Origin of the sequence: Microbacterium bovistercoris, from assembly GCF_003387575.1 — a bacterium.
GTDB lineage: Bacteria > Actinomycetota > Actinomycetes > Actinomycetales > Microbacteriaceae > Microbacterium > Microbacterium bovistercoris.
In genome coordinates, this window is the sequence record NZ_QUAB01000034.1 from 14,572 (window position 1) to 34,364 (window position 19,793).

Genomic DNA, 19,793 nt, shown 5'->3' on the forward strand with positions numbered 1-19,793 from the left:
GACCGCCCCGTTCCGTGTCCTCACTCGTGCGCTCAGCCCACCAGCTGCACCGACTTGAACAGCGCGGGGTTCTTCGGCGCTGCGCCGACGCCGGCGCCCCACTCCAGATACCCGGCGCGTGCGTCGGTGCCGGGGATGTCGCCGTCGGCATCGTTCACCAGGAACGACAGTCCCCACACGCCGCTGGGCGGCCCGTCGTAGCCCAGCGACGACCACGGCACCGACACGTCGTAGGTCGTCGTGCCGGCATCCTCATCCCGCACGATCTCCGCCGTCGCTCCGGGGGTGAGCCCCGCCTTCTGTCCGGCCGGAGGCGTGAAGGTGTAGACGATCGGCCCGCTGGCGTACAGCGCCGCCGCGATCTCCACCCGCTCGCCGCCGAGCACGGTCGGGAACAGGTCGTAGGTGTTGAACTGGACCGAGTCGGCCTGCCAGCTCAGCGCCGGATCGGTGCGATCCGCCTGATGCACGTCGTCGGTGATGGTGGCCCGCATCACCAGCGCGTCCTGCGTGGCGGTGTACTGCAGTCCGCCGCCCAGGTCGGCGGGACCCGTGCGGGTCCCGGACCGGATCGGGTTCCACTTTCCGATGGCGTTCAGGTCGATCGGGTCGAGCGTCTGCGCTCCGTCCTTCTCGATCGGCGAGAAGCTGATCGGGCCGCTGTCGGAACGTGTCAGCTCACCGGAGTGCGCCTCCACGCTCGCCGTCTGCGTGGTGTACAGCTTCGGGTCGTCGATCGGCACCGACACGGACTTCGTGGCGCCACCCGGAACGGTCAGCCCCTGTGTCACGGTGCCTGAGAGGTTCCCGACCTTCCAGTCGACGCTGTCGATCGTGAGGTCGGCGTTCGCCGCGTTGTTCACGACGCTGACGTCGAGGCTGTACGTGTACCCGCCCGCCGCGGTGCTGATCGACGGCCGTGCCGAGACGGAGAACGGGTCGACCACCGCGGTCCTTCCCCGGCCCTCGGACACGAGCCGGCCCTTCTTGTCCGTCAGGGTGACAGCCACCTCTCGCTCTCCGAGCCGCGTGACACCCGGCAGGGTCAGCGAGACCTTCCCCGTGTCGGCGAGGTTCACCTTCTTCTGCACACCGGACGCCGCGACGGTCAGCTCGCCGCCCTTGATGTCGGCCCCGTCGGCCACCGTCACCGTGACCGGGAGGTCGGCTCCCTGGACCGAGCTCTCCGCGACGGAGACATCGACCAGCGGCGCGCTCGGCGCGACCGTCACCTCGCCCGTGACGAAGACCGGCGAGCCGGTGAGCTGCACGACCGCCGATCCCTTCGGCACGTCCCTGCTCCGGCCGAACTGGTCGGTCAGGACGTATCCGTTGCCGGAGTTGATCTGCACGCTGTCGGTGCCGGTGCTCCACAGCACGCGGGTCGTGTCCGCGGCGCTGTCACCGGTGTAGCGCAGGCTGTACAGCGAGTCGAATCCCAGGTCCTCTCGTCCGGCCGGCGTCTTGCCGACGGTCTGCCTGATCGCCACGGCCTGCGAGACGAAGCCCGGCTTCGGGCTGATCCCGTGCACGGCGCCGTAGGTGTAGTTGTCTCCGGGGCACTTCCAGAGGTAGCAGGCGGTGTCGTCTGCACGGTTGATCAGGCCGAACCGGTCCTCACGCTCACCGGAGTTGAAACCGTCGTCGTAGAGGTCGTACCAGAGGTACTCGTCCGCTCCGGCGAGCTGGGCGAGCAGCGGTCCGCGGATCGCGTAGTCGGCCTGCTGCTCCTGAGTGGAGCCGGCGTCGTGCGTCGGCCAGCCGTTCTCGGTGATGCGCACCGGGATGTCGCGATCCCCGTCCGCCTCGTCGATCATGGCCGTCAGCTGCTTCAGGTTGTTCAGGTCGGATGCCTGCTCGGGCGGTGTTCCCGCGCCGTGCTCGGAGTAGCCGTAGTAGTTCGTGGCGTACGTGTCGAGGTGGTCGAGTCCGCCCTGAGCGATGAAGTCCTTCGCCCAGGCGAGCTGCACACCGGCCGTGATCGGTGCGATGACGTTCGCCTTGGCGTCCGCCGCATGCGCCGCCGTGAACGTCGGCCTCAGGATGTCGAGATAGCAGGCCGCGGTCAGGCCGCACGTCCCGTTGTTGAAACCGGACGAGTTGTACTCGTTGAGGATGCCGATGTCGTGAGAGTCGCCGGCAGCGGAGTAGTGCGCGGCCGTCGCACCGACATAGGCGGCGAAGGCGGAGATCGCCTCAGGGCTCGCGGGCGTCCGGTTGCCGTCGTAGAGAGGGCTGGTGAGGCCGGCGTTCCACATCACCTGCTGTCCGCGGTCGGCGAGCTCGCCGACGACGCGCACGCCCTCGCCGCTGAAGTCGTACTGGCCCTTCGTCTTCTCGACCTCGCCCCAGGTCGTCTCGATGCGGCTCTTGCCGTAGCCCGCCAGGACCATCGCATCCATCAGGGCCTCGGTCTGCGCCGTCGGCTGGTGTCCGCGATGGATCTGCGTGCCGAAGAAGGCGTCGCCGTCGTTCCATCCCGCCGGCGGATCGTCGAGCACGGCGAGGGAGGTCGTGCGCGTGACCGGTTCGCCGACGTCGGCCGTGACACTCAGCGTGTAGTAGCCGAACGGCAGATCCTTCAGGTCGATCGAGCCCTCGCCGTCGGCCACCGCAGCGGTGCCGGTGCGCAGCTCGACGTCATCGGCGTCGCCCAGCCGCCAGCTCACCTCGTCGGCGGGCGTGGCCACATCCACCGAGGCCTGACCCTCCTTGAAGATGAGCGACGGGCTCATGATGGCCAGCGAGTCCAGGGCCGCGATCGGCTGGTCGGTGAAGCGCACCGAAATGCCGGAGATGCACACCGGAGGGATGGCGCCGTCGGCGCCCTGCACCTGAACCCGGAAGTCGGAGCCGTTCGCCCTGTTCGTGAACTTGATGTCGGTGAGCTCGAACGAGTGCGACTTCCAGCTGCTGGTGTCCGTGAGCCGGTAGAGGCTCGAGTTCGCCCATGCGTTGGTGGTCGAGTTGTAGTTGACCAGCATTCCGGCGGTGCCGACGTCGTGGTAGTCCACCGTCACGATGGCGCGCGTGGCGCCGGCGGGAATGGCGGAGTCTGCGACATCCACGTACACGTAGCGCACGGCGGGATCGTTCTGCATCTGCCAGCACTGCCGGCCGTCCACGGTGGTGGCGACCATGTCGGCGGTCGCGGAGTTGTCGCCTGGGCGCACCTTGTCGACGCCGTGCAGCTGCGGCGGTGCGGTGAGGATCGCGCTCGCGTCCGGCGTCGCAGCCGTGGCAGCGGGCGATGACACCGCCACGAGCCCGGCGACCGCGACGGCGGTCGCGACCCCGGCGCTGAGAAGCCTTCTTCTTCGTGTTCGGGTTCTCGACGGAGAGAACATGGCATTCGTGGACATGGGGGACTCCTTGATCTGACATCGTCGTCGATTCGGCCGATTTGACCGGGAATGCGCTTACCAGCTTGCGAGAGTACTAACTTCTTCAAATGCATGGATTAAGTTAGACCCCAGGGCGCGGAAACACAAGCATCCGCTGAGCACGCAGCTGCCGGGTTGCGCGTTCACCCGTGGAATATGGTGGGGAGTCGCAGGTGACCCGTACGTCCGATCTTCGGAGAGCTCAAGGGGGTTCAGTGGCGCAGAGCCAGAGCCGTGGCACGAACATGCCGCGCGTCGCAGACTTCAATGAGGCAGTCGTGCTGAACGCGATCCGGCGCGCCTCCGGCGGCCGCAGTCGAGTCGAGCTCACGGAGGAGACCGGGCTCTCCGCTCAGACCGTGTCGAACATCTGCCGGCGTCTGCTGGACCAGGACCTGATCGTCGAGACCGGCAAGCAGGCCGTCGCCTTCGGCAAGCCGCGCACCATGCTCGAACTGAATCCGGCGGGCTGCTACGCGGTCGGGGTGCACATCGATCCCGCCGTGATCACCTACGTCCTGCTGGACTTCACCGGCGCCGTCGTCGTCAACACCAGTCATGAGACCCCTGCCGTGCAGGATCCGGAATCGGTGCTGGCGCAGATCAACGAGCACATCCTCACCCTCATCGCCCAGGCGCCCGTCGATCGTGATCGCATCATCGGCATCGGGATCGCCTCACCGGGGCCCGTGGATGTCGTGCGCGGACTCGTCCTCGATCCGCCGCACCTGCCGGGATGGCATCAGGTGCCGCTGCGTGACGAGATCCAGGAGGCGACCGGACTGCCGGTCCTGCTCGACAAGGACGTCATCGCCGGCGCCGTCGCCGAGCAGTGGGCCGGAGGACCCGAAGGCGCTCGCAACTTCGTGTTCCTGTATCTCGGCACGGGCGTCGGACTCGGCATCGTGATCGACGACCTCGTCGTACGCGGGATCTCCAGCAACGCGGGCGACGTCGGGCTGCTCCCCGTCTCCGCCGACGAGTTCGGCGACCGCTACACCCGCCCGTTCCGCGCGTTCTGGCAGGCCGGCTCCCCGCAGAGCCTCGCAGAGCAGGCGGTGGCCGCGGGCGTGCTGTCCGCCGACACCGATCTCTCCACCCCGGCGATCGCCGAGGCTGCGTTCCGCGAGCTCTGCGCCCTGGCGGATGCGGGGGACGAGGGCGCCGGGGAGATTCTGGACCGGTCCGCCCGGTCCACGGCATCTGCGATCCTCACCATCACGAACCTGCTCGATGTCGGTTCGATCATCGTCGGCGGCGCGATGTGGGAGCAGCTCTCCGAGCGCTTCCTCACGGTCATGCGGCCGATCGTCGCCCAGGGGTCGATCGCCCACCAGCTGCACGAGGTCTCGATCAACGGCACCACCCTCGGTGCGGATGTCGCGGCCATCGGCGCCGCGTGCCTGGTGCTGGACGACAAGTTCTCGCCCCGCCCGGCGACGCTGCAGCTGGGACGCTGAGGCACCGGGCGAGGCGCGGGGAAGGCGGGACGGCTCAGCCGATCAGCTGCGCATCCCGGAAGAGCTTCGGATTCTTCGGCGTGGTGCCGATTCCGGACGCCCACTGCAGAAAGCCGTCCCTCGAGTCGCCGGCGGCGATGCCCCGGTCGTCGTCGTTGATCAGGAACGACATGGCGAACGGCTCGGCCGGCGGTCCGTCGAAACCGAGGGATGCCCACGGGAGGTGCACCAGGTAGTGCGTCGTCCTGGCCGACTCGTCGCGCACGATGTCGGCGGTGGCCCCGGGCGTCGCGCCCGCGGTCTGGCCCTTCGGCGCGATGAAGGTCTGCACAGCAGCACCAGAGTCGAGCAGCGCCGCGCCGATCTCGACGCTCTGCCCGCCGGGCGCCGACGGCGAGCGGTCGTAGGTCGCGAACTGGATCGAGTCGGTCTGCCACATCGTCGCGGCGTCGCGGGCGCCGAAATGCGCTTCGTCGACGATCCTGGCGTCCAGGTTCAATCCGGTGTCGTCATAGGTCACGGTCAGCCGGCCGCTGACGTCATCCGCTCCCGTGCGCGAGCCCTTCGATGAGACCCAGGAGCCCAGTGCGGCGAGATCGATCGGGGCAGCGTCGGCATCGCCCGTGCGCGTGATCGGACTGAAGGCGGCCGTGCCGGCCAGACCCGCATCGGACTCGCCGACCCCGATGCGGTACGGGACGGGTGCGAACAGCACGGGGTCGCCCGCATCCAGCCGGAAGTCGACCGTCCCGCCTGGCGGGATCTCCGTCTCGGCGGGAACTTCACCCTCTGCGCCGCCGATCAGGTAGTGCAGTGCACCCGGTGCGGCCGCGACGGAGGCGTTGTTCGTCACCGCCACGTCGAGCACGTAGTCACGTCGCGCCCCGTCGGACAGGATGCGGGGCTGCGCCGAGACCGCATACGGCTCCACCGTGTCGGTCCGGGCGCGCAGCAGCGCAAGAACCGTGCCTCCGTTCGGGCCACGTCCGGAGTCGATGATCGTCGCGCGAGCCGCGCGGGCGCCCACCGCCGACGTCGGAGGCAGCTCGACCGAGCCGGTCAGCACGCCTTCCTTCACCGCCATCCTGGCGTCCTCCGCACCCGCGGCGCTGATCCGCAGGCTGGTGTGCGGGCCCTTCACGGCGGATCGGTCCATCGTGACGGTGGCGGGCGCGGGCTGCGACACCACGTTCGTCTTCGCCAGTGAGAGCTGCGGTGCGTCGTTCGTCGCGGCGACCGAGGTCACGGGCCCGCTGAGGTACACCGGCTCCCCATCGAGGTCGACCGTGGTTCCCGCGGCCGGCGGGGTGAAGGTCGTCGTCCGCCCGAGGTGGTCGGTCAGCGTCAGCGGACCGGTCCCCGTCACCAGCGCGGCAGCGCCGTCCGGTGCCCAGAGCACCCGGCTGGTCGCGCCGCCACCCGTATAGGGGTACGAGTAGATCGCGTCTGAACCCATATCCTCCCGCGCCTGCAGCTTCTTGCCCGTCAGCTGTCGGATGAGGACCGAGGCCGCGACCGCCGCGGGCTTCGGAGAGACGCCGAGAGCCGACTCGTCCGGCCGCATGAAGATCCCGAAGTTGTGCTCGCGCTCGTTCGGGTCGGTGCCGTCGTCGAGGGCGGAGTACCAGGTGTACTCATCCACACCGGCATCCATCACCAGGATGCTCGCGCGCACGAGATCCTCGGCCTGCTGAGCCGGAGTCGATCCCACGGCATGCGTCGGCCAGCCGTTCTCGGTGATCCAGACCGGGATGTCGCGATCCCCGTCCTCCTGGTCCACGCGGTCGACAAGGGCGGGGAGCGCGGAGACCAGGAGAGTGTCCTCCGGCGGTGTGTTCTGCCCATGCAGTGCATAGCCGTACACGTTGAAGGCGAAGGTGTCGATGTAGTCGATCCCGCCCTTCTCGAAGAACTCCTCGTTCCAGTCAGGGACGATGCCCGAGGTGATCGGCCCCATCACGTTGACGTCAGGATTGGCGGCGTGCATCGGACCGTAGACGGCCTTGAGCATGTCGACGTAGCAGGACGCGGTGATCCCGCAGGCGCCGTTGTTGAAGCCCGTGCCGTTGAACTCGTTGTAGATGTTGAAGTCGTCGATCTCGGGCCCGTACTCCGCAGCGGTCGCGGCGGCGAACCTGCCGAAGGCCGCGAGCCCCTCCGGCGTGCTCGGGGTCACGCCGCCGTCGTAGAGAGGGTTGCGGTACGCCACCACTCCCATCGGCTGCATCCCCAGGCTCAGCGCCTGCGCACTCTTGGAGTCGAAGGAGTACCCGGAGAAGCTGTAGACGTCCTTCTTCTTCTCGATGAGCTCCCAGTTGACGTCGCCGCGGATGTGCCCGTACCCGATGTCGGCGAGCGACTCCATCAGCCCGTCCTCCGCCGCGCCGTAGTGTCCGAAGTGACTGCTGATCCCGAAGAACGAGGCGTCGTCGAGTGCGCCGGACGGCGTCGGCGTGATGACTCCGAACGACGCGTGACGTTCCAGTCTCTCGCCCAGCACGTCGCCTTCGAAGGTGATGCCGAAGTAGCCGAGTCCGAGGTCGGAGACGTCCAGGCTCGCCTTGCCGTCGGCATCCGGTGCGAGGGTTCCGGTACGGAGCTGCGTGCCGTCGTCGGCCGTGAGGGCGTAGTCGACGCTCGACGCGCGAGTGCCGAGCTCGAGCACGGGATCGTCCGTGGTCAGCAGCAGACTCTTGTTCGTCAGCGAGAGACGAGGCACGTCACTGAAGGTCACCGCGACCTCGGAGAAGCACACCGGCGGCACGACGCCGCTCACAGGACTGACGTTGACCCGGAAATCCGCATTGTTCGTCGCATTCAGGAACCGGATGGCATCGAGCTGGATGGTCTGCGTGCGCCAGGCGCCGGTCCCGTCGAGAATGGCGGGGGAGGATGCCTGGAACGCGGATCCGGTGCCGTCGTACTCGACCCGCATGGTCGTCGACGCAGCGTCGTAGTACGTGAGGGTCACGTTCGCGTACCGCGATCCCGAGGGCTTCGCATTCGTCGCGACATCCACGTAGAGGTAGCGGTTGAGGGGATCCTGCGACATCTGCCAGCACTCGACGCCGGCCATGGATGTCACGGCGTGCGCAGGATCCTTGTCCTTGTCTCCCGGCCACGCCGCGACGATCCCGTCGTAGCTCGGTGTCGCCGAGAGCACGGCGGTGGCATGGGGCTCGGCGACATCGGCCGCCGCGCCGGCTCCCGTGGCGAGGAGTCCTGCGACGATGAGGACGCCGGTGAGAGCGCAGGCCAGTCCGCATCGTACGCGCGGTTGCTCGGTGGTCACAAGAGGCTCCTTCGACTCGGATTCCGAGTTACTCTAAATTGTTGGGTAAATGACGATCAAGCCTGATCATCGGATGTATTATCGACCTACAACCACGGATTTCTAGAGGAACTCCAGAATCTCCAATCTGTTGATAAACTGCGCGACATGAACGACGCGATCGCGACCACAGCTCTGCGCGGCGGAAACCTCCCCCACCTGGCCGACTTCAACGAGACCATCGTCCTCGAGGCCATCAGGCGCGCGACGGACGGCTGTTCCCGGGTGGAACTTGCACGCGTCACCGGACTCTCCGGTCAGACGATCACGAACATCACCCGGCGCCTTCTCGCGCGAGAGCTCATTCACGAGGGCGGCAGAACGGCCCCCGCGGGCGTGGGCAAGCCGCGGACTCTCCTGCGCCTGAATCCGCGGGGCGCGCACGCCGTCGGGGTGCACATCGACCCGGCGAGCATCACGTACGTCCTGCTGGACTTCCACGGTCGGCCGGTGGCGCACACGTCTCATCGCACGCCCTCGGTGACAGATGTTCAGCCCGTTCTGGACGAGATCACCGCGCACGTCGAGTCGCTGATCTCGGACTCCGGCGTCGATCGGGATCGCGTCATCGGCGTCGGAATCGCCTCGCCCGGCCCGATCGATGTCGTCAACGGCGTGGTGCTGAACCCGCCGCTGCTGCCCGGCTGGGTGAATGTTCCGCTGCGCGATCACCTGCAGGAGCAGACCGGGCTGCCGACGATCATGGACAAGGACGTCATCGCCGGTGTCGTCGCGGAACAGTGGGCCGCGGACGCCGAGCACTCCCGCAACTTCGCCTTCGTGTACATCGGCACCGGCATCGGAGTCGGACTCGTCCTGGACGGGCATGTCGTCCGGGGCACGTCCAACAACATCGGCGACATCGGTCTGATGCCTGTCTCCACCACCGGAGATGCCGGCGAGTCCCCACGAGAGTTCGCCGCGCTCGGGGCGGTCGCTTCCGCGCACGTCGTGATGCGCCAGGCCGCCCGGCGCGGCATCCTCCCCGCCGACTTCGGCGAGGTCCAGCCTGCCGAGGCCGCCGCCGCCTTCCGTGTGCTGCGCGCGCTCGCCGACGGCGGTTCCCCGTCTGCGCGCGAGATGCTCGTCGAGATGGCCCAGTACCTCGCATCCGGCATCCTGACCATCACCAACCTCCTCGACCTCGACCGTGTGCTGCTCGGTGGACCCATCTGGCGGGAACTCGCACCGTACGCGCTCGACGTCATCGGCGCCGAGGTCGATCGCCGCACCGTGACCGGACGCCTGCACGAGGTGACCGTCTCCGGAACATCGCTCGGAGACCAGGTCGCCGCCATCGGCGCGGGCTGCCTCGTGCTCGACCAGCATTTCGCGCCCCGCTTCGCCCCGGACACGGTGCGCGCATGACCGCGCTGCGCCGCCGTCTGCTGCACGACGGCTGGACCGTGAGCGTCGGCGACGGACCGCACGAGCTGGACGAGCGCACCAGAATCCCGGCGACGGTCCCGGGATGCGTGCACACCGACCTTCTCGCCGCAGGACTCATCGACGACCCCTTCGCGGACGACAACGAGTCGGCGCAGCGCTGGATCGGCCAGACGGACTGGAATTACCGGACTCGCTTCGACGCAGAGCCGGGCGGCGCGGACCGGCACGATCTCGTCTTCGACGGCCTCGACACGGTCGCAGACGTCCGCCTCAACGGAACCCTCGTGCTGTCCGCTCGGAACCAGCACCGATCCCATCGAGTCGACGTCACCGACCTGCTGCGACACGGCGGCAACGACCTCGACATCCGCTTCACGTCGCCGGTGCGCTGGGCGAACGCGCAGAGCGCCGTCCTCGGAGCCCGTCCCCGCCCCTATCCCCTGCCCTACGAGGCGATCCGCAAGTCGGCGTCCAGCTTCGGCTGGGACTGGGGCATCCACACGGCGACCAGCGGCATCTGGCGGCCCGTCGCCCTGGAATCCTGGTCGACCGCCCGCATCGACCGCATCCTGCTCGATGCCCGGCCGGAGGATGCCGGACGCGGCATCCTCCGGGCCGACATCCGGATCAAGCGGGCGGATCCGGAGGCCGAGTTGAGGGTGTCCGTCGACCTCCTCGGCGAGCACCGTCAGGCCGTCATCCCCGCCGGCGGAGACCACGTCCTGATCGAGCTCCCGCTCGAGGACGTGCAGCGCTGGTGGCCCGTGGGGTACGGCGAACAGGCCCTCTACGAGGTCGACGTCGAGCTGCTGCACGACAGCGCCGTCGTCGACTCCCGCCGGCGGCGCGTGGGGTTCCGCACCGTGCGCTGGGACACTTCCCCGGACGCGCACGGCACGGGTTTCACCCTGCACATCAACGATCGGCCCGTGCTCGTGAAGGGCGTGAACTGGATTCCCGATGACGCACTGGTGACCCGTGTGACCGGAGACCAGTACCGGCGCCGGCTCGCGCAGGCGAGGGACGCGCACGTGAACCTCGTGCGGGTGTGGGGCGGAGGCATCTACGAGTCCGAGGAGTTCTACGACATCTGCGACGAGATGGGGGTGCTCACCTGGCAGGACTTCCTGTTCGCCTGCGCCGCGTACCCCGAGGAGGAGCCCCTCCGCAGCGAGGTGGAGGCCGAGTCGCGGGAGCACATCGTCAGGCTGAGCGGTCACGCCTCGCTCGTGCTCCTGTGCGGGAACAACGAGAACCTCATGGGCCACGACGACTGGGGGTGGCAGCGGTCGCTCGACGGCGCCACCTGGGGCGCCGGGTACTACTTCGAACTGCTGCCGCGCCTGGTGGCGGATCTCGCGCCGGGAACGCCCTACATCCCGGGGAGTCCCTTCCATCCGGGCGGCGGGCGCGCGAACGACGAGCGTCACGGTCCTGTGCACCTGTGGGAGCAGTGGAACACGGACGACTGGCGAACCTATCGCCGGCATGCGCCGCGATTCGTCGCCGAGTTCGGCTGGCAGGGGCCGCCGGCGTGGAGCACGTTGGCGGATGCCGTGCACGACGCACCCCTCACTCCGGAATCGCCAGGCATGCTGGTCCATCAGAAGGCCGCGGAGGGCAACGCGAAGCTCCGCGACGGACTGCTCGCGCACCTTCCCGTCCCGCGCGAGATGGCCGACTGGCACTGGGCGATGCAGTGGAACCAGGCCGCGGCGATCCGGTTCGCCCTCGGCCACTTCCGCAGTACGGGCATCACCAGCGGCACCATCGTATGGCAGCTGAACGACTGCTGGCCGGTGACGTCGTGGTCCGCGGTCGACTCTGCGGGAAGACGCAAACCCCTGTGGCATGCGCTGCGCCAGGCGTATTCGCCCCGGGAGATCGTGGTCGATGAGGATGCACGCACCGTGACGCTCCTGAACGACACCGACCAGGCGTGGACCGGTCCGGTGCGGCTGCGCAGACTCGCCTTCGACGGGACCGAACTCGCGCGATCGGAGCATCAGGCGCGGGTGCGCCCGCGGTCGATCGAGACGTTCACGATCGACGACGACGTCGCAGAACCCGTGCATCCGGGTTCCGAACTGATCGTCGTCGATCTCGATCATCAGCGCGGCTTCGGCTGGTTCACGGAACCACGGGCCTCATCGCTGGAGCCCGCCGCCATCGAGTCGACCGTCGCGGCGACGCCGGAAGGTGCGACCGTGACCGTCGTCGCACGGAATCTCGTCCGTGACCTCTCCCTGCTCGTCGATCGCGCGCATCCCGACGCCACGGTGGATCGCGCACTGGTGACCCTGCTGCCGGGCGAGAGCGCGCAGTTCGCGATCACGGCCGTCTCGGACCCTGCCGCGCTGCAGGACCCGCTCGTGATGCGCTCACTGAACGACCTGGTGCGGAACACGACGGCCTGAGACATCCGGCGTGCGATCCCCGCGGGGCACTCAGCGGATGCCGGCCATCCGCAGGGCGATGTCGACGAGCTTCACGCGGTGCAGGGTCTCGGCCTTCTCGGGCGGGAACCAGCCGGCACGGTCGGTGGAGCCGTTCTCCTCGAAGCGCAGCCGCCCGCCGGTGATCTCGCCGCGGTAGATGATGCGCAGCGTGTGCAGAGGCTCCTCGGCGTGCGAGATGCGGCGGGTCGCCGGGATCACCCGGGAGTGGATGCCGAGCAGCTCGCGCACCGCGATCGTGTAGCCGGTCTCCTCCCGGACCTCGCGGCGCACCGCGTCCTCCGGGTCCTCACCGTCCTCGAGGCCCCCGCCCGGCATGGTCCAGGCGATGCGCCGGCCCTCGGTCCAGCGGGCGAGCAGGATCCGGTCGCTGTCGTCGGTGACGACGGCGTAAGCGGCGACGCGCAGATCCATGTGCCCACAGTAGTGGTCAGGAATCGAGAAGCGCCCCCTTCTTGCGCCGCCGTAGCGTGGTGGCACACCCCAGGAGAGGACGCATCATGGACGAGACCACCGAGACCACCGTGAATTTCACCGACGACGAGCGGGCGGCGATGAAGGCGCGCACCAAGGAGGTGCGCACGGCGCGCGGACGCGCGAAGAAGTCGCCCGAGGAGGTGTACGCCGAGGGTCTCGCCGAGGTGCAGGAGAAGATCGCCGGGCTCCCCGACGAGGACCGGATGCTGGGCGAGCAGCTGCACGCACTGGTCACCGAGAACGCGCCGCACCTGGTGCCGCGCACCTACTACGGGATGCCGGCATGGGCGAACGCCGCAGGCAAGGTCGTGTGCTTCTTCAAGCCGAAGTCGAAGTTCAAGGTGCGCTACGCGACCTTCGAGTTCGACACCGCCGCCGCGCTCGACGACGGCGACGTGTGGCCCGTCTCGTTCGCGGTCACCCGGCTCGGCGACGCCGACCGGGAGTTCCTCGCCGCGCTGATCCGCCGCGCGGCATCCTGAACGTACTCAGACCGGCGTGACGCCGATCCGATCGAGGGCGTCGGCGAGGCGGGCGACCGTCCCGTCGACGTCGCCGAGCTTGTCGAGCCCGAACAGGCCGATGCGGAAGGTCGAGAAGTCCTCGGGCTCGCCGCAGTGCAGGGGCACGCCGGCGGCGACCTGCACTCCGGCCTCACGCAGGCGGGATCCGGTGCGGAGCCCCGGGTCATCCGCGTGAACGACGACGACGCTCGGCGCCGCCCACTCGGATGCCGCGACCGACGGCAGACCGCGCGCCGCGAGCAGCTCGCGCACCCGACGTCCCAGATCGACCTGAGCATCGCGGACGGCGGCGAAGCCGCGGTCGCGGGTCTCGATCATCTGGGTCAGGTTGTGTGCGATCCCGTCGGTCGGCATGGTCGCGTGGTACGCGGCCCGGCCGTCCACGTAGGCGTCGGCCATGGCCAGCCAGGTGCGCAGGTCGAGCGCGAAGCTGCTGGACGGGGTGGCCTCGACCACCTCACGGGCGGCGTCGCTCAGCATGACGTAGCCGGTTCCTGGGGTGCCGCTCCAGCCCTTCTGCGGCGCGCTGATCAGCACGTCGACGCCGAGATCCTGCATGTCGACCCACATCGCACCGGAGGCGATGCAGTCCAGCACGAACAGTCCGCCGACCTCGTGCACGGCGTCGGCGAGCGCCCGCACATAGTCGTCGGTGAGCATGATCCCCGCCGCGGTCTCGACGTGCGGGGCGAAGACCACCTCCGGGCGACGCGCACGGATCACCTCGACGACCTCGTCGATCGGCGCCGGGCTCCATGCAGCCTGATGCTCATCGGACTCGGGCCTGGCCAGGCAGACCGTGACGTCGGTGGCGAACTCACCCGCATCCAGGATCTGCGACCAGCGGTACGAGAACAGGCCGTTGCGAACGACCAGCGCGCGGCGGCCGGCGGCCAGGTGCCGGGCGACCGACTCCATCGCGTACGTGCCGCCGCCGTTGACGATCGCGACGCTGTGCGCGTTGTACGCCTCGCGCAGGATGCCGAGGGTCTGCTGCATCACGCCGATGAAGCGCTGCGACATGTGGTTCAGGGAACGGTCGGTGAAGACCACCGAGTACTCCAGCAGACCGTCCGGATCGATGTCAGCGTGGGGAAGACTCATGCCCCCAGCTTGGCACGGCGGTCGGTTCGGCGTCAGTGTCCGCTCGCGCGTCGATCTATGCGGGATGCCGTCCGCCGAGCGCCGCCGTGAACAGCTCGCCGGCCTCGACGACGGCGTCGACGAGCTCCTCGCAGCGCGACCACGGCATCCGCAGCGTCGGCCCCATGAGCGTGACCGCACCGACCAGCGCGGAGTGGGAGTCGAAGACCGGGGCGGCCAGACCCGAGGTGGCCTCCAGACGCTCGCCGACGGTGATCGCGTAGCCGCCGGCACGCGTCTCGGCGACCGCACGCCGCAGCGCATCCGGGTCGGTGATCGTCGCATCCGTGAGGGCGGGCAGCTCCTGCGCAGTGATCTCCTCGAGAAGATCCTCGCGCCAGGCGAGGATGACGCGGCCGGAGCTGCCCACGTGCAGCGGCTGGATGCGGCCGACGTACATCTCGCTGCGCAGGGCGTGGCGCGTCTCGGCCAGGCCGGTGCAGACCCGTGATCCCGCTTCGGCGCGGAAGAAGCAGGCCGTCTCGCCGGTCTCGTCACGCAGGGCGTTCAGCCTCGGCGCGAGCAGTTCGGTGAAGTCCCGGCTGCGGGCCGCCGGCCCCGCCCAGAACGCCATCCTCGCACCGATGCGGAAGTCGTCGCCGGTGCGATCGAGGAACCCGTGCTGAACGAGGTTTCCCAGCAGCCGATGCGTCGTCGAGGTGGGCAGACCCGTGATCGAGCGGATCTCGGCCGCCGTGCGCGTCGGGGCGGTGAGGGTGAAGGCGTCCAGGATCGCGGCGATCTTCCCCAGGACCAGGAGCGGCTGTTCTGCCATGCACCGATCCTATGGCGCAGAAGGGCTTCTCAAATAGTGAGAAGTCACCTACTATGTGAGAATTGGTCCTCGAAGGGGAGGCTTCTCATGCCCGACTGGTACACCTTGGGCGTCGTCGCGCTCGTCATCATCGCCGTCGTGCTCGCCATCGTCAGGTTCCGCATCAATCCGGTGATCGCCCTGGCCGTCGGCGCCGCCGGCATCGGCCTGCTCACCGGCCTCGGCCCGGTCGACACCGTCAAGACGATGACCACCGGTTTCGGCGAGGTCATGATGGAGGCCGGACTCCTCATCGCCTGGGGAGTGCTGATCGGCGCGATGCTCAACGAGATGGGCGCGATCACCCGCCTGGTCGACACACTGCTGCGCGCCTTCGGCCCCAAGGGCATCCCGTACGCCCTCGGTCTGTCGTTCGCGACCTATCTGCAGACGATCTTCATCGACGTCATGATCGTCATGGCCGCGCCTCTCGCGCGGCGCATCGCGCCGCGTCTGGGCAAGGCGGGCACCGGCATCATCGCGGCGACCTTCGCGATCAGCCTCGAGACCGGCATCGTGCTCATGGTGCCCGGGTTCGCCGCCGTCGCCCTCGCCGGCCTGCTGGACGTGCCGCTCGGAATCATGATGCTCGGCGGTCTCGCTGTCGTGGTGCCGACCGTCATCCTCGCGATCATCGTGATGACCGTGCTGTTCCGCGCCGGGTTCTGGAACCCCGCGCGCGACGAGGAGGAGACGATCCACGACGAGTCCTCCGAGGAGGAGCCCGCACTGGTCCGCTCGGCCTCCGCGGCCGACGGCGTCGAACTGGACTCGACCCGCTCCGGCACGCTGCGCACCGCCGTCGGCGGGACTCCGAACCGGCACGCCTCGGGCGCCGCGACCGCAGCGGCCGGCGAGCCTCCCCTGCTGCTGCTGTTCGGGCCCATGCTCTCGGCACTCGCCCTCATCGCGGCGCAGGCCGTGCTCACCGTGCTCGGGATCGAGAATCCGGTGATGCAGTTCCTCGGCGACCCGGTGATCGCGCTCCTGCTCGCCGTCATCGCGACCGGGCTCGTCGGACGCGCTGCTGTGGGTATCAAGCGGATCGAGAAGTCCCTGGTGAAGGGATTCCAGGACGGCGGCCAGATCTTCGTGCTCACCGGCGTCGGTGGATCGCTCGCGGCGGTGATCGCCCAGGGCGACCTCGGCGAGGTGCTGAAGGGCTACTTCCAGGCCACCACCTGGGCGCCCATCCTGGTGGTGTGGGTGATGGCCGCGCTGCTGCACATCGCCGTCGGATCGGTCACGCTCTCGGCCATCACCGCAGCGGGCATCATCGCGCCGGCCGCGGCAAGCCTCGGCCTGAACCCGCTGATCATCGCCCTGGCCGCCGGCGCGGGCGCCCTGTTCTGCATCCACGTCACGTCGAACACGTTCTGGCTGCTCAAGCTGTTCCTCGGCCAATCGGTGCGCGGCGCGCTGAAGACCGTGACGATCGGTGTCTCCGTGGCATCCGTCATCGCCCTCGGCATGACGCTGATCCTGTCCGTCTTCGTGCACTGAGAGAACGGCATCCCATGACCACCTCGCCCCTGCACGGCATCCGCGTGATCGAGCTCGGCAACTACATCGCCGCGCCGACCACCGGGCGCCTGCTCGCCGACTTCGGCGCGGACGTCATCAAGATCGAGCGCCCGCGCACCGGCGACGAGCTGCGCCGCTGGCGGCTGTACGCCGGCGACACGTCGATGCTGTACCGCACCACCAACCGCGGCAAGCGGTCGCTCGTGGTCGATCTGCGCAGCGACGAGGGGCGCGCGATCGTGCTGGAGCTGATCCGGGGGGCCGACGTGCTGCTGGAGAACTTCCGGCCGGGCACGCTGGACCGGTGGGGGCTGGACGCCTACACGCTGCAGCAGGCGAACCCGCGGCTCATCGTCGCGCGGATCTCGGCCTTCGGGCAGACCGGGCCGTTGTCGGCCCGGCCGGGGTTCGCCGCGGTGGCGGAGGCGTACGGCGGCTTCCGCGAGCTGGTCGGGGAGCCAGGGCGGCCACCGAGCCGCACCGGGGTCTCGATCGGCGACACCATCGCCGGCATCTACGCCGCGTTCGGCGTGATGATGTCGCTGTTCGAGCGGGAGCGGGGCGAGGAGGATGTCGCGCTGCCCCTGGACCGCCGCACGATCGACGTCGCCCTGAACGAGACGATGCTCTCGGTCACGGAGTCGCTGATCCCGGAATGGGAGGCGTACGGCATCCGGCGCGAGCGCACCGGAGGACGGATGCAGGGCATCGCCCCCTCGAACGCGTATCTGTGCGGCGACGGGAAGAGCATCGTGGTCGCCGGCAACGGCGACGCGATCTTCCAGCGCTACATGACCCTGATCGGGCGGCCCGAGCTGGCATCCGACCCGGGCCTGCAGTCGAACGAGGGTCGCTGGGAGGCGCGCGACGCGCTCGACGATGCCATCGGCGCATGGGCGGCGCAGCGCACCAGCGCCGAGGCGCTGCAGACGCTGGACGAGGCGGGAGTGCCGGCAGGGCCGATCTACACCGCCGAGGACGTCGCCGCCGACGAGCAATATGCCGCTCGCGGCATGATCCAGCGATTCGACGTCCACGACGGCGCTGAGCTGCGCCGGGACGTCGGCTTCCCGGGCATCGTCCCGGTGATCGGCGGCGTCTCCCGGCCCATCACCGCGCTCGGTCCCGACCTGGGGCAGCACACCGCGGAGATCCTCGCCGAACTCGGCTGGGCGCAGGACCGGATCGACGACTACGAGACGAGGATGCGATGAGCGTGCAGTACCGGGATGTCACGCTGCGGGACGGCCTGCAGCTGGCGGGCAAGAACCTCCCCACCGAACGGAAGATCGCCCTCGTGCGCGAGCTGTTCAGCCTCGGTGTGGAGCACCTCGAGGTCGGATCGATGGCCAGGCCCGACCTCGTGCCGACGATGGCCGACACCCTCGACGTCGTCGCAGGTCTCGATGCCGCCGATCGGGAGCGGGTCTGGATCTGGACTGCGACCCCGCGGCACGTCGAGCGCGCCGCGGCGGCGGGAGTGCGCGGATTCCAGTACTGCTTCTCCGCGTCGGACAGCCACAACAGGGCGAACATCGGCCGCGACACCGAAGCGTCGCTCGCGGCGATGCCCGACGCCATCTCCGCGGCATCCGAGGTGGGCGGGCGCGTGCAGCTGTGCATCGCGACCTCGTTCACCTGCCCGTTCGAAGGGGTAGTGCCGATCGACCGGTTCCAGGCGATCCTCGACGACCCCCGCACGGCGGGTGCGGTGGACGTGGTGGTCTGCGACACCCTCGGCCAGGCCGATCCGGGGGAGGTGCACCGCCGCGTCGCGCTCGCGAAGGAACGCCGACCCGAACTCGGCATCGTGTATCACGGGCACGACACCTGGGGCCTGGGTGTGGCCAACGCGGCGGCGGCGGTGGAGGCCGGTGCCGACGTCGTCGACGGCGCGCTCGGGGGCCTCGGCGGATGCCCGTTCGCGCCCGGCGCCTCGGGGAACACCGCCCTGGAGGATCTCGTCTTCGCGTTCCGTCCGGACTGGCTCGACGTGGGTGCGTTCGAGACGCTGGTGCGGCTCGGCGAGGAGATCACCGGTGCGGTGCAGGAGCCGAATCGCTCTCGCGCTCGCGCCGGAGCGCGCAGCGAGGCGCACGGCTTCCCCTGGGTGATCCCGGCGACTGCCTGAGACCACCCGCCGGTGCGCGGCATCCGGGTCTACCATGCGTAGCGGAGCAGTCATGGACCCGCGTGCTGATGTGACCGTAGACCTCGCCGAGGCGGCGGATGCCGCCGTGCTGACGCGCCTGCAGATCGCCTTCGGCGACGAATTCGACTCGCCGGAACCGCCGTTCGAGGCACTGCTGCCCCGCTTCCGCAGGTTCCTCGCGGATCCCGCCGCGTTCGCCCTGCTCGCGAAGGATGCCGGTGAGGTCGTCGGCTACGCCGTCGTGGCTCTGCGGCCGGCCATCTACAACGAGGGCGGACGCGTCGCCACGCTCGACGAGCTGTACGTGCGGCCGTCGCGGCGCTCCCGCGGGATCGGAGCCCTGCTGCTGGACCGCGCCGTGCAGGAGTCGCGTGCGCGGGATGCGGGCGAGATGCACATCAACGTCGACTCGCCCGATGTCGACGCCCGCCGCTTCTACGAGCGGCACGGCTTCCGCAACTCGCTGCCCGGCACCGACGATCCGGTGCTCTGGTACTTCGCGGAGTGGGACGCGGGCTGAACCCGGAACTCCTGATTCGTGCCGCTACGGAATCAGCCGGTCGACCAGTTCGAACGTGTCGTACCTCTGGTCCCAGTCCCCGAAGTGCCCCTCGTCACGGATGATCTGCGTGCCGCCGAGTCGGTCGAACAGCAGCCGCCCCTGCGTGGCGTCGCATCCGTACGGGTCTGTCACGGAGTTGATGAAATACAGATCGCCGCCGTTCTCGCGGATCCGGTCCCAGTCGTAGGTCTCCTGCAGCACCGGCTCCTCGGATTCGTTCACCTGCGTGGCGTACCCGGCGACCAGGATCGACTGCGCCACGGGCGTCTCGAGGTGCTCGAGCAGGGCGAGCAGCATTGCGGCGCCGCCCGAGTGCCCGATGAGCACGGTCTCCGCATCGACAGCGTGCCTGGCGAGCACACCGGGCAGGAACTCGGCGATCGGGTCGACGTTGATCCGGGGATATGACGGCCGCTCCACGCGGTAGCCGCGGGCCGTCAGCCGCTCATCGAGCCAGGGGTACCACGCGACGTCCGGACGTCCGCCGGTGCCGTGGAAGATGATCGCGTTCCGGGTCATTGCACGATCGTAGCCGCGCAGACGTGCCCGCTCACTCTCGGAGGAGTGAACGGGCACGC

Annotated in this window: 14 protein-coding genes; 8 read left to right on the top strand and 6 right to left on the bottom strand. The window is 69.1% G+C overall.

Annotated elements, in window-relative coordinates:
- Nucleotides 1-32: 32 nt before the first annotated feature.
- Nucleotides 33-3,362, bottom strand: a complete 3,330-nt coding sequence (locus tag DY023_RS06130; protein ID WP_116241464.1) for a DOMON domain-containing protein — start codon at nt 3,360-3,362, stop codon at nt 33-35.
- A gap of 236 nt (nt 3,363-3,598) precedes the next feature.
- Between DY023_RS06130 and DY023_RS06135 the strand changes: the two genes are divergently transcribed.
- Nucleotides 3,599-4,843, top strand: a complete 1,245-nt coding sequence (locus DY023_RS06135) for an ROK family transcriptional regulator (protein ID WP_245958614.1) — start codon at nt 3,599-3,601, stop codon at nt 4,841-4,843.
- A gap of 34 nt (nt 4,844-4,877) precedes the next feature.
- On the opposite strand, the gene DY023_RS06140 is transcribed toward DY023_RS06135, so the two are convergent.
- Entirely contained in the window at nt 4,878-8,135 is a 3,258-nt protein-coding gene (locus DY023_RS06140) for a DOMON domain-containing protein (protein ID WP_116241466.1), read from the bottom strand.
- A gap of 147 nt (nt 8,136-8,282) precedes the next feature.
- On the opposite strand from DY023_RS06140, the gene DY023_RS06145 reads away from it, so the two are divergent.
- Together DY023_RS06145 and DY023_RS06150 are read left to right on the top strand one after the other, a co-directional pair.
- A complete protein-coding gene (locus DY023_RS06145) occupies nt 8,283-9,542 on the top strand; it encodes an ROK family transcriptional regulator (protein ID WP_116241467.1) in 1,260 nt (419 codons plus the stop codon).
- Nucleotides 9,539-11,980, top strand: a complete 2,442-nt coding sequence (locus tag DY023_RS06150) for a glycoside hydrolase family 2 protein (RefSeq protein ID WP_116241468.1) — start codon at nt 9,539-9,541, stop codon at nt 11,978-11,980. The genes DY023_RS06145 and DY023_RS06150 overlap by 4 nt, the downstream gene beginning before the upstream one ends.
- Before the next feature lie 30 nt (nt 11,981-12,010).
- Here DY023_RS06150 and DY023_RS06155 read toward each other — a convergent pair whose 3' ends face one another.
- Nucleotides 12,011-12,433: an NUDIX hydrolase gene (locus tag DY023_RS06155; RefSeq protein WP_116241469.1), complete on the bottom strand. Its 423-nt coding sequence runs from the start codon at nt 12,431-12,433 to the stop codon at nt 12,011-12,013.
- 86 nt (nt 12,434-12,519) lie between these two features.
- Here DY023_RS06155 and DY023_RS06160 point away from each other — a divergent pair, with 86 nt between their 5' ends.
- Entirely contained in the window at nt 12,520-12,978 is a 459-nt protein-coding gene (locus DY023_RS06160; RefSeq protein WP_116241470.1) for a DUF1801 domain-containing protein, read from the top strand.
- Nucleotides 12,979-12,984: 6 nt separating this feature from the next.
- Here the strand turns inward: DY023_RS06160 and DY023_RS06165 are convergent, their stop codons facing one another.
- Both DY023_RS06165 and DY023_RS06170 read right to left on the bottom strand, forming a co-directional pair.
- Nucleotides 12,985-14,124, bottom strand: a complete 1,140-nt coding sequence (locus DY023_RS06165) for an aminotransferase class V-fold PLP-dependent enzyme (RefSeq protein ID WP_116241471.1) — start codon at nt 14,122-14,124, stop codon at nt 12,985-12,987.
- 55 nt (nt 14,125-14,179) lie between these two features.
- The gene (locus DY023_RS06170) at nt 14,180-14,938 is read right to left on the bottom strand and encodes an IclR family transcriptional regulator (protein ID WP_116241472.1); all 759 of its coding nucleotides are present in this window, start codon (nt 14,936-14,938) and stop codon (nt 14,180-14,182) included.
- 87 nt (nt 14,939-15,025) lie between these two features.
- Here DY023_RS06170 and DY023_RS06175 point away from each other — a divergent pair, with 87 nt between their 5' ends.
- The 4 genes from DY023_RS06175 to DY023_RS06190 are packed head-to-tail and all read left to right on the top strand — an operon-like array spanning nt 15,026 to nt 19,173.
- Complete coding sequence (locus DY023_RS06175; protein ID WP_116241473.1) at nt 15,026-16,480, top strand: GntP family permease; 1,455 nt, start codon at nt 15,026-15,028, stop codon at nt 16,478-16,480.
- A gap of 14 nt (nt 16,481-16,494) precedes the next feature.
- On the top strand, nt 16,495-17,715 hold the full coding sequence (locus tag DY023_RS06180) for a CaiB/BaiF CoA transferase family protein (RefSeq protein ID WP_116241474.1): 1,221 nt from the start codon (nt 16,495-16,497) through the stop codon (nt 17,713-17,715).
- On the top strand, nt 17,712-18,632 hold the full coding sequence (locus DY023_RS06185; protein WP_116241475.1) for a beta/alpha barrel domain-containing protein: 921 nt from the start codon (nt 17,712-17,714) through the stop codon (nt 18,630-18,632). Before DY023_RS06180 ends, DY023_RS06185 begins: the two co-directional genes overlap by 4 nt.
- Before the next feature lie 52 nt (nt 18,633-18,684).
- Nucleotides 18,685-19,173: a GNAT family N-acetyltransferase gene (locus DY023_RS06190; RefSeq protein ID WP_116241476.1), complete on the top strand. Its 489-nt coding sequence runs from the start codon at nt 18,685-18,687 to the stop codon at nt 19,171-19,173.
- 24 nt (nt 19,174-19,197) lie between these two features.
- Here DY023_RS06190 and DY023_RS06195 read toward each other — a convergent pair whose 3' ends face one another.
- Nucleotides 19,198-19,734, bottom strand: a complete 537-nt coding sequence (locus tag DY023_RS06195) for an RBBP9/YdeN family alpha/beta hydrolase (RefSeq protein WP_116241477.1) — start codon at nt 19,732-19,734, stop codon at nt 19,198-19,200.
- Nucleotides 19,735-19,793 lie beyond the last annotated feature (59 nt).

Bases quoted from the DNA above. Each gene is read 5' to 3' on its own strand.
- DY023_RS06185 (WP_116241475.1), top strand. From the start codon at position 17,712: ATGAGCGTGCAGTACCGGGATGTCACGCTGCGGGACGGCCTGCAGCTG.
- DY023_RS06160 (WP_116241470.1), top strand. From the start codon at position 12,520: ATGGACGAGACCACCGAGACCACCGTGAATTTCACCGACGACGAGCGG.
- DY023_RS06170 (WP_116241472.1), bottom strand. From the start codon at position 14,938: ATGGCAGAACAGCCGCTCCTGGTCCTGGGGAAGATCGCCGCGATCCTG.
- DY023_RS06165 (WP_116241471.1), bottom strand. From the start codon at position 14,124: ATGAGTCTTCCCCACGCTGACATCGATCCGGACGGTCTGCTGGAGTAC.
- DY023_RS06195 (WP_116241477.1), bottom strand. From the start codon at position 19,734: ATGACCCGGAACGCGATCATCTTCCACGGCACCGGCGGACGTCCGGAC.
- DY023_RS06145 (WP_116241467.1), top strand. From the start codon at position 8,283: ATGAACGACGCGATCGCGACCACAGCTCTGCGCGGCGGAAACCTCCCC.
- DY023_RS06190 (WP_116241476.1), top strand. From the start codon at position 18,685: ATGGACCCGCGTGCTGATGTGACCGTAGACCTCGCCGAGGCGGCGGAT.
- DY023_RS06130 (WP_116241464.1), bottom strand. From the start codon at position 3,362: ATGTCCACGAATGCCATGTTCTCTCCGTCGAGAACCCGAACACGAAGA.
- DY023_RS06180 (WP_116241474.1), top strand. From the start codon at position 16,495: ATGACCACCTCGCCCCTGCACGGCATCCGCGTGATCGAGCTCGGCAAC.
- DY023_RS06175 (WP_116241473.1), top strand. From the start codon at position 15,026: ATGCCCGACTGGTACACCTTGGGCGTCGTCGCGCTCGTCATCATCGCC.
- DY023_RS06155 (WP_116241469.1), bottom strand. From the start codon at position 12,433: ATGGATCTGCGCGTCGCCGCTTACGCCGTCGTCACCGACGACAGCGAC.
- DY023_RS06150 (WP_116241468.1), top strand. From the start codon at position 9,539: ATGACCGCGCTGCGCCGCCGTCTGCTGCACGACGGCTGGACCGTGAGC.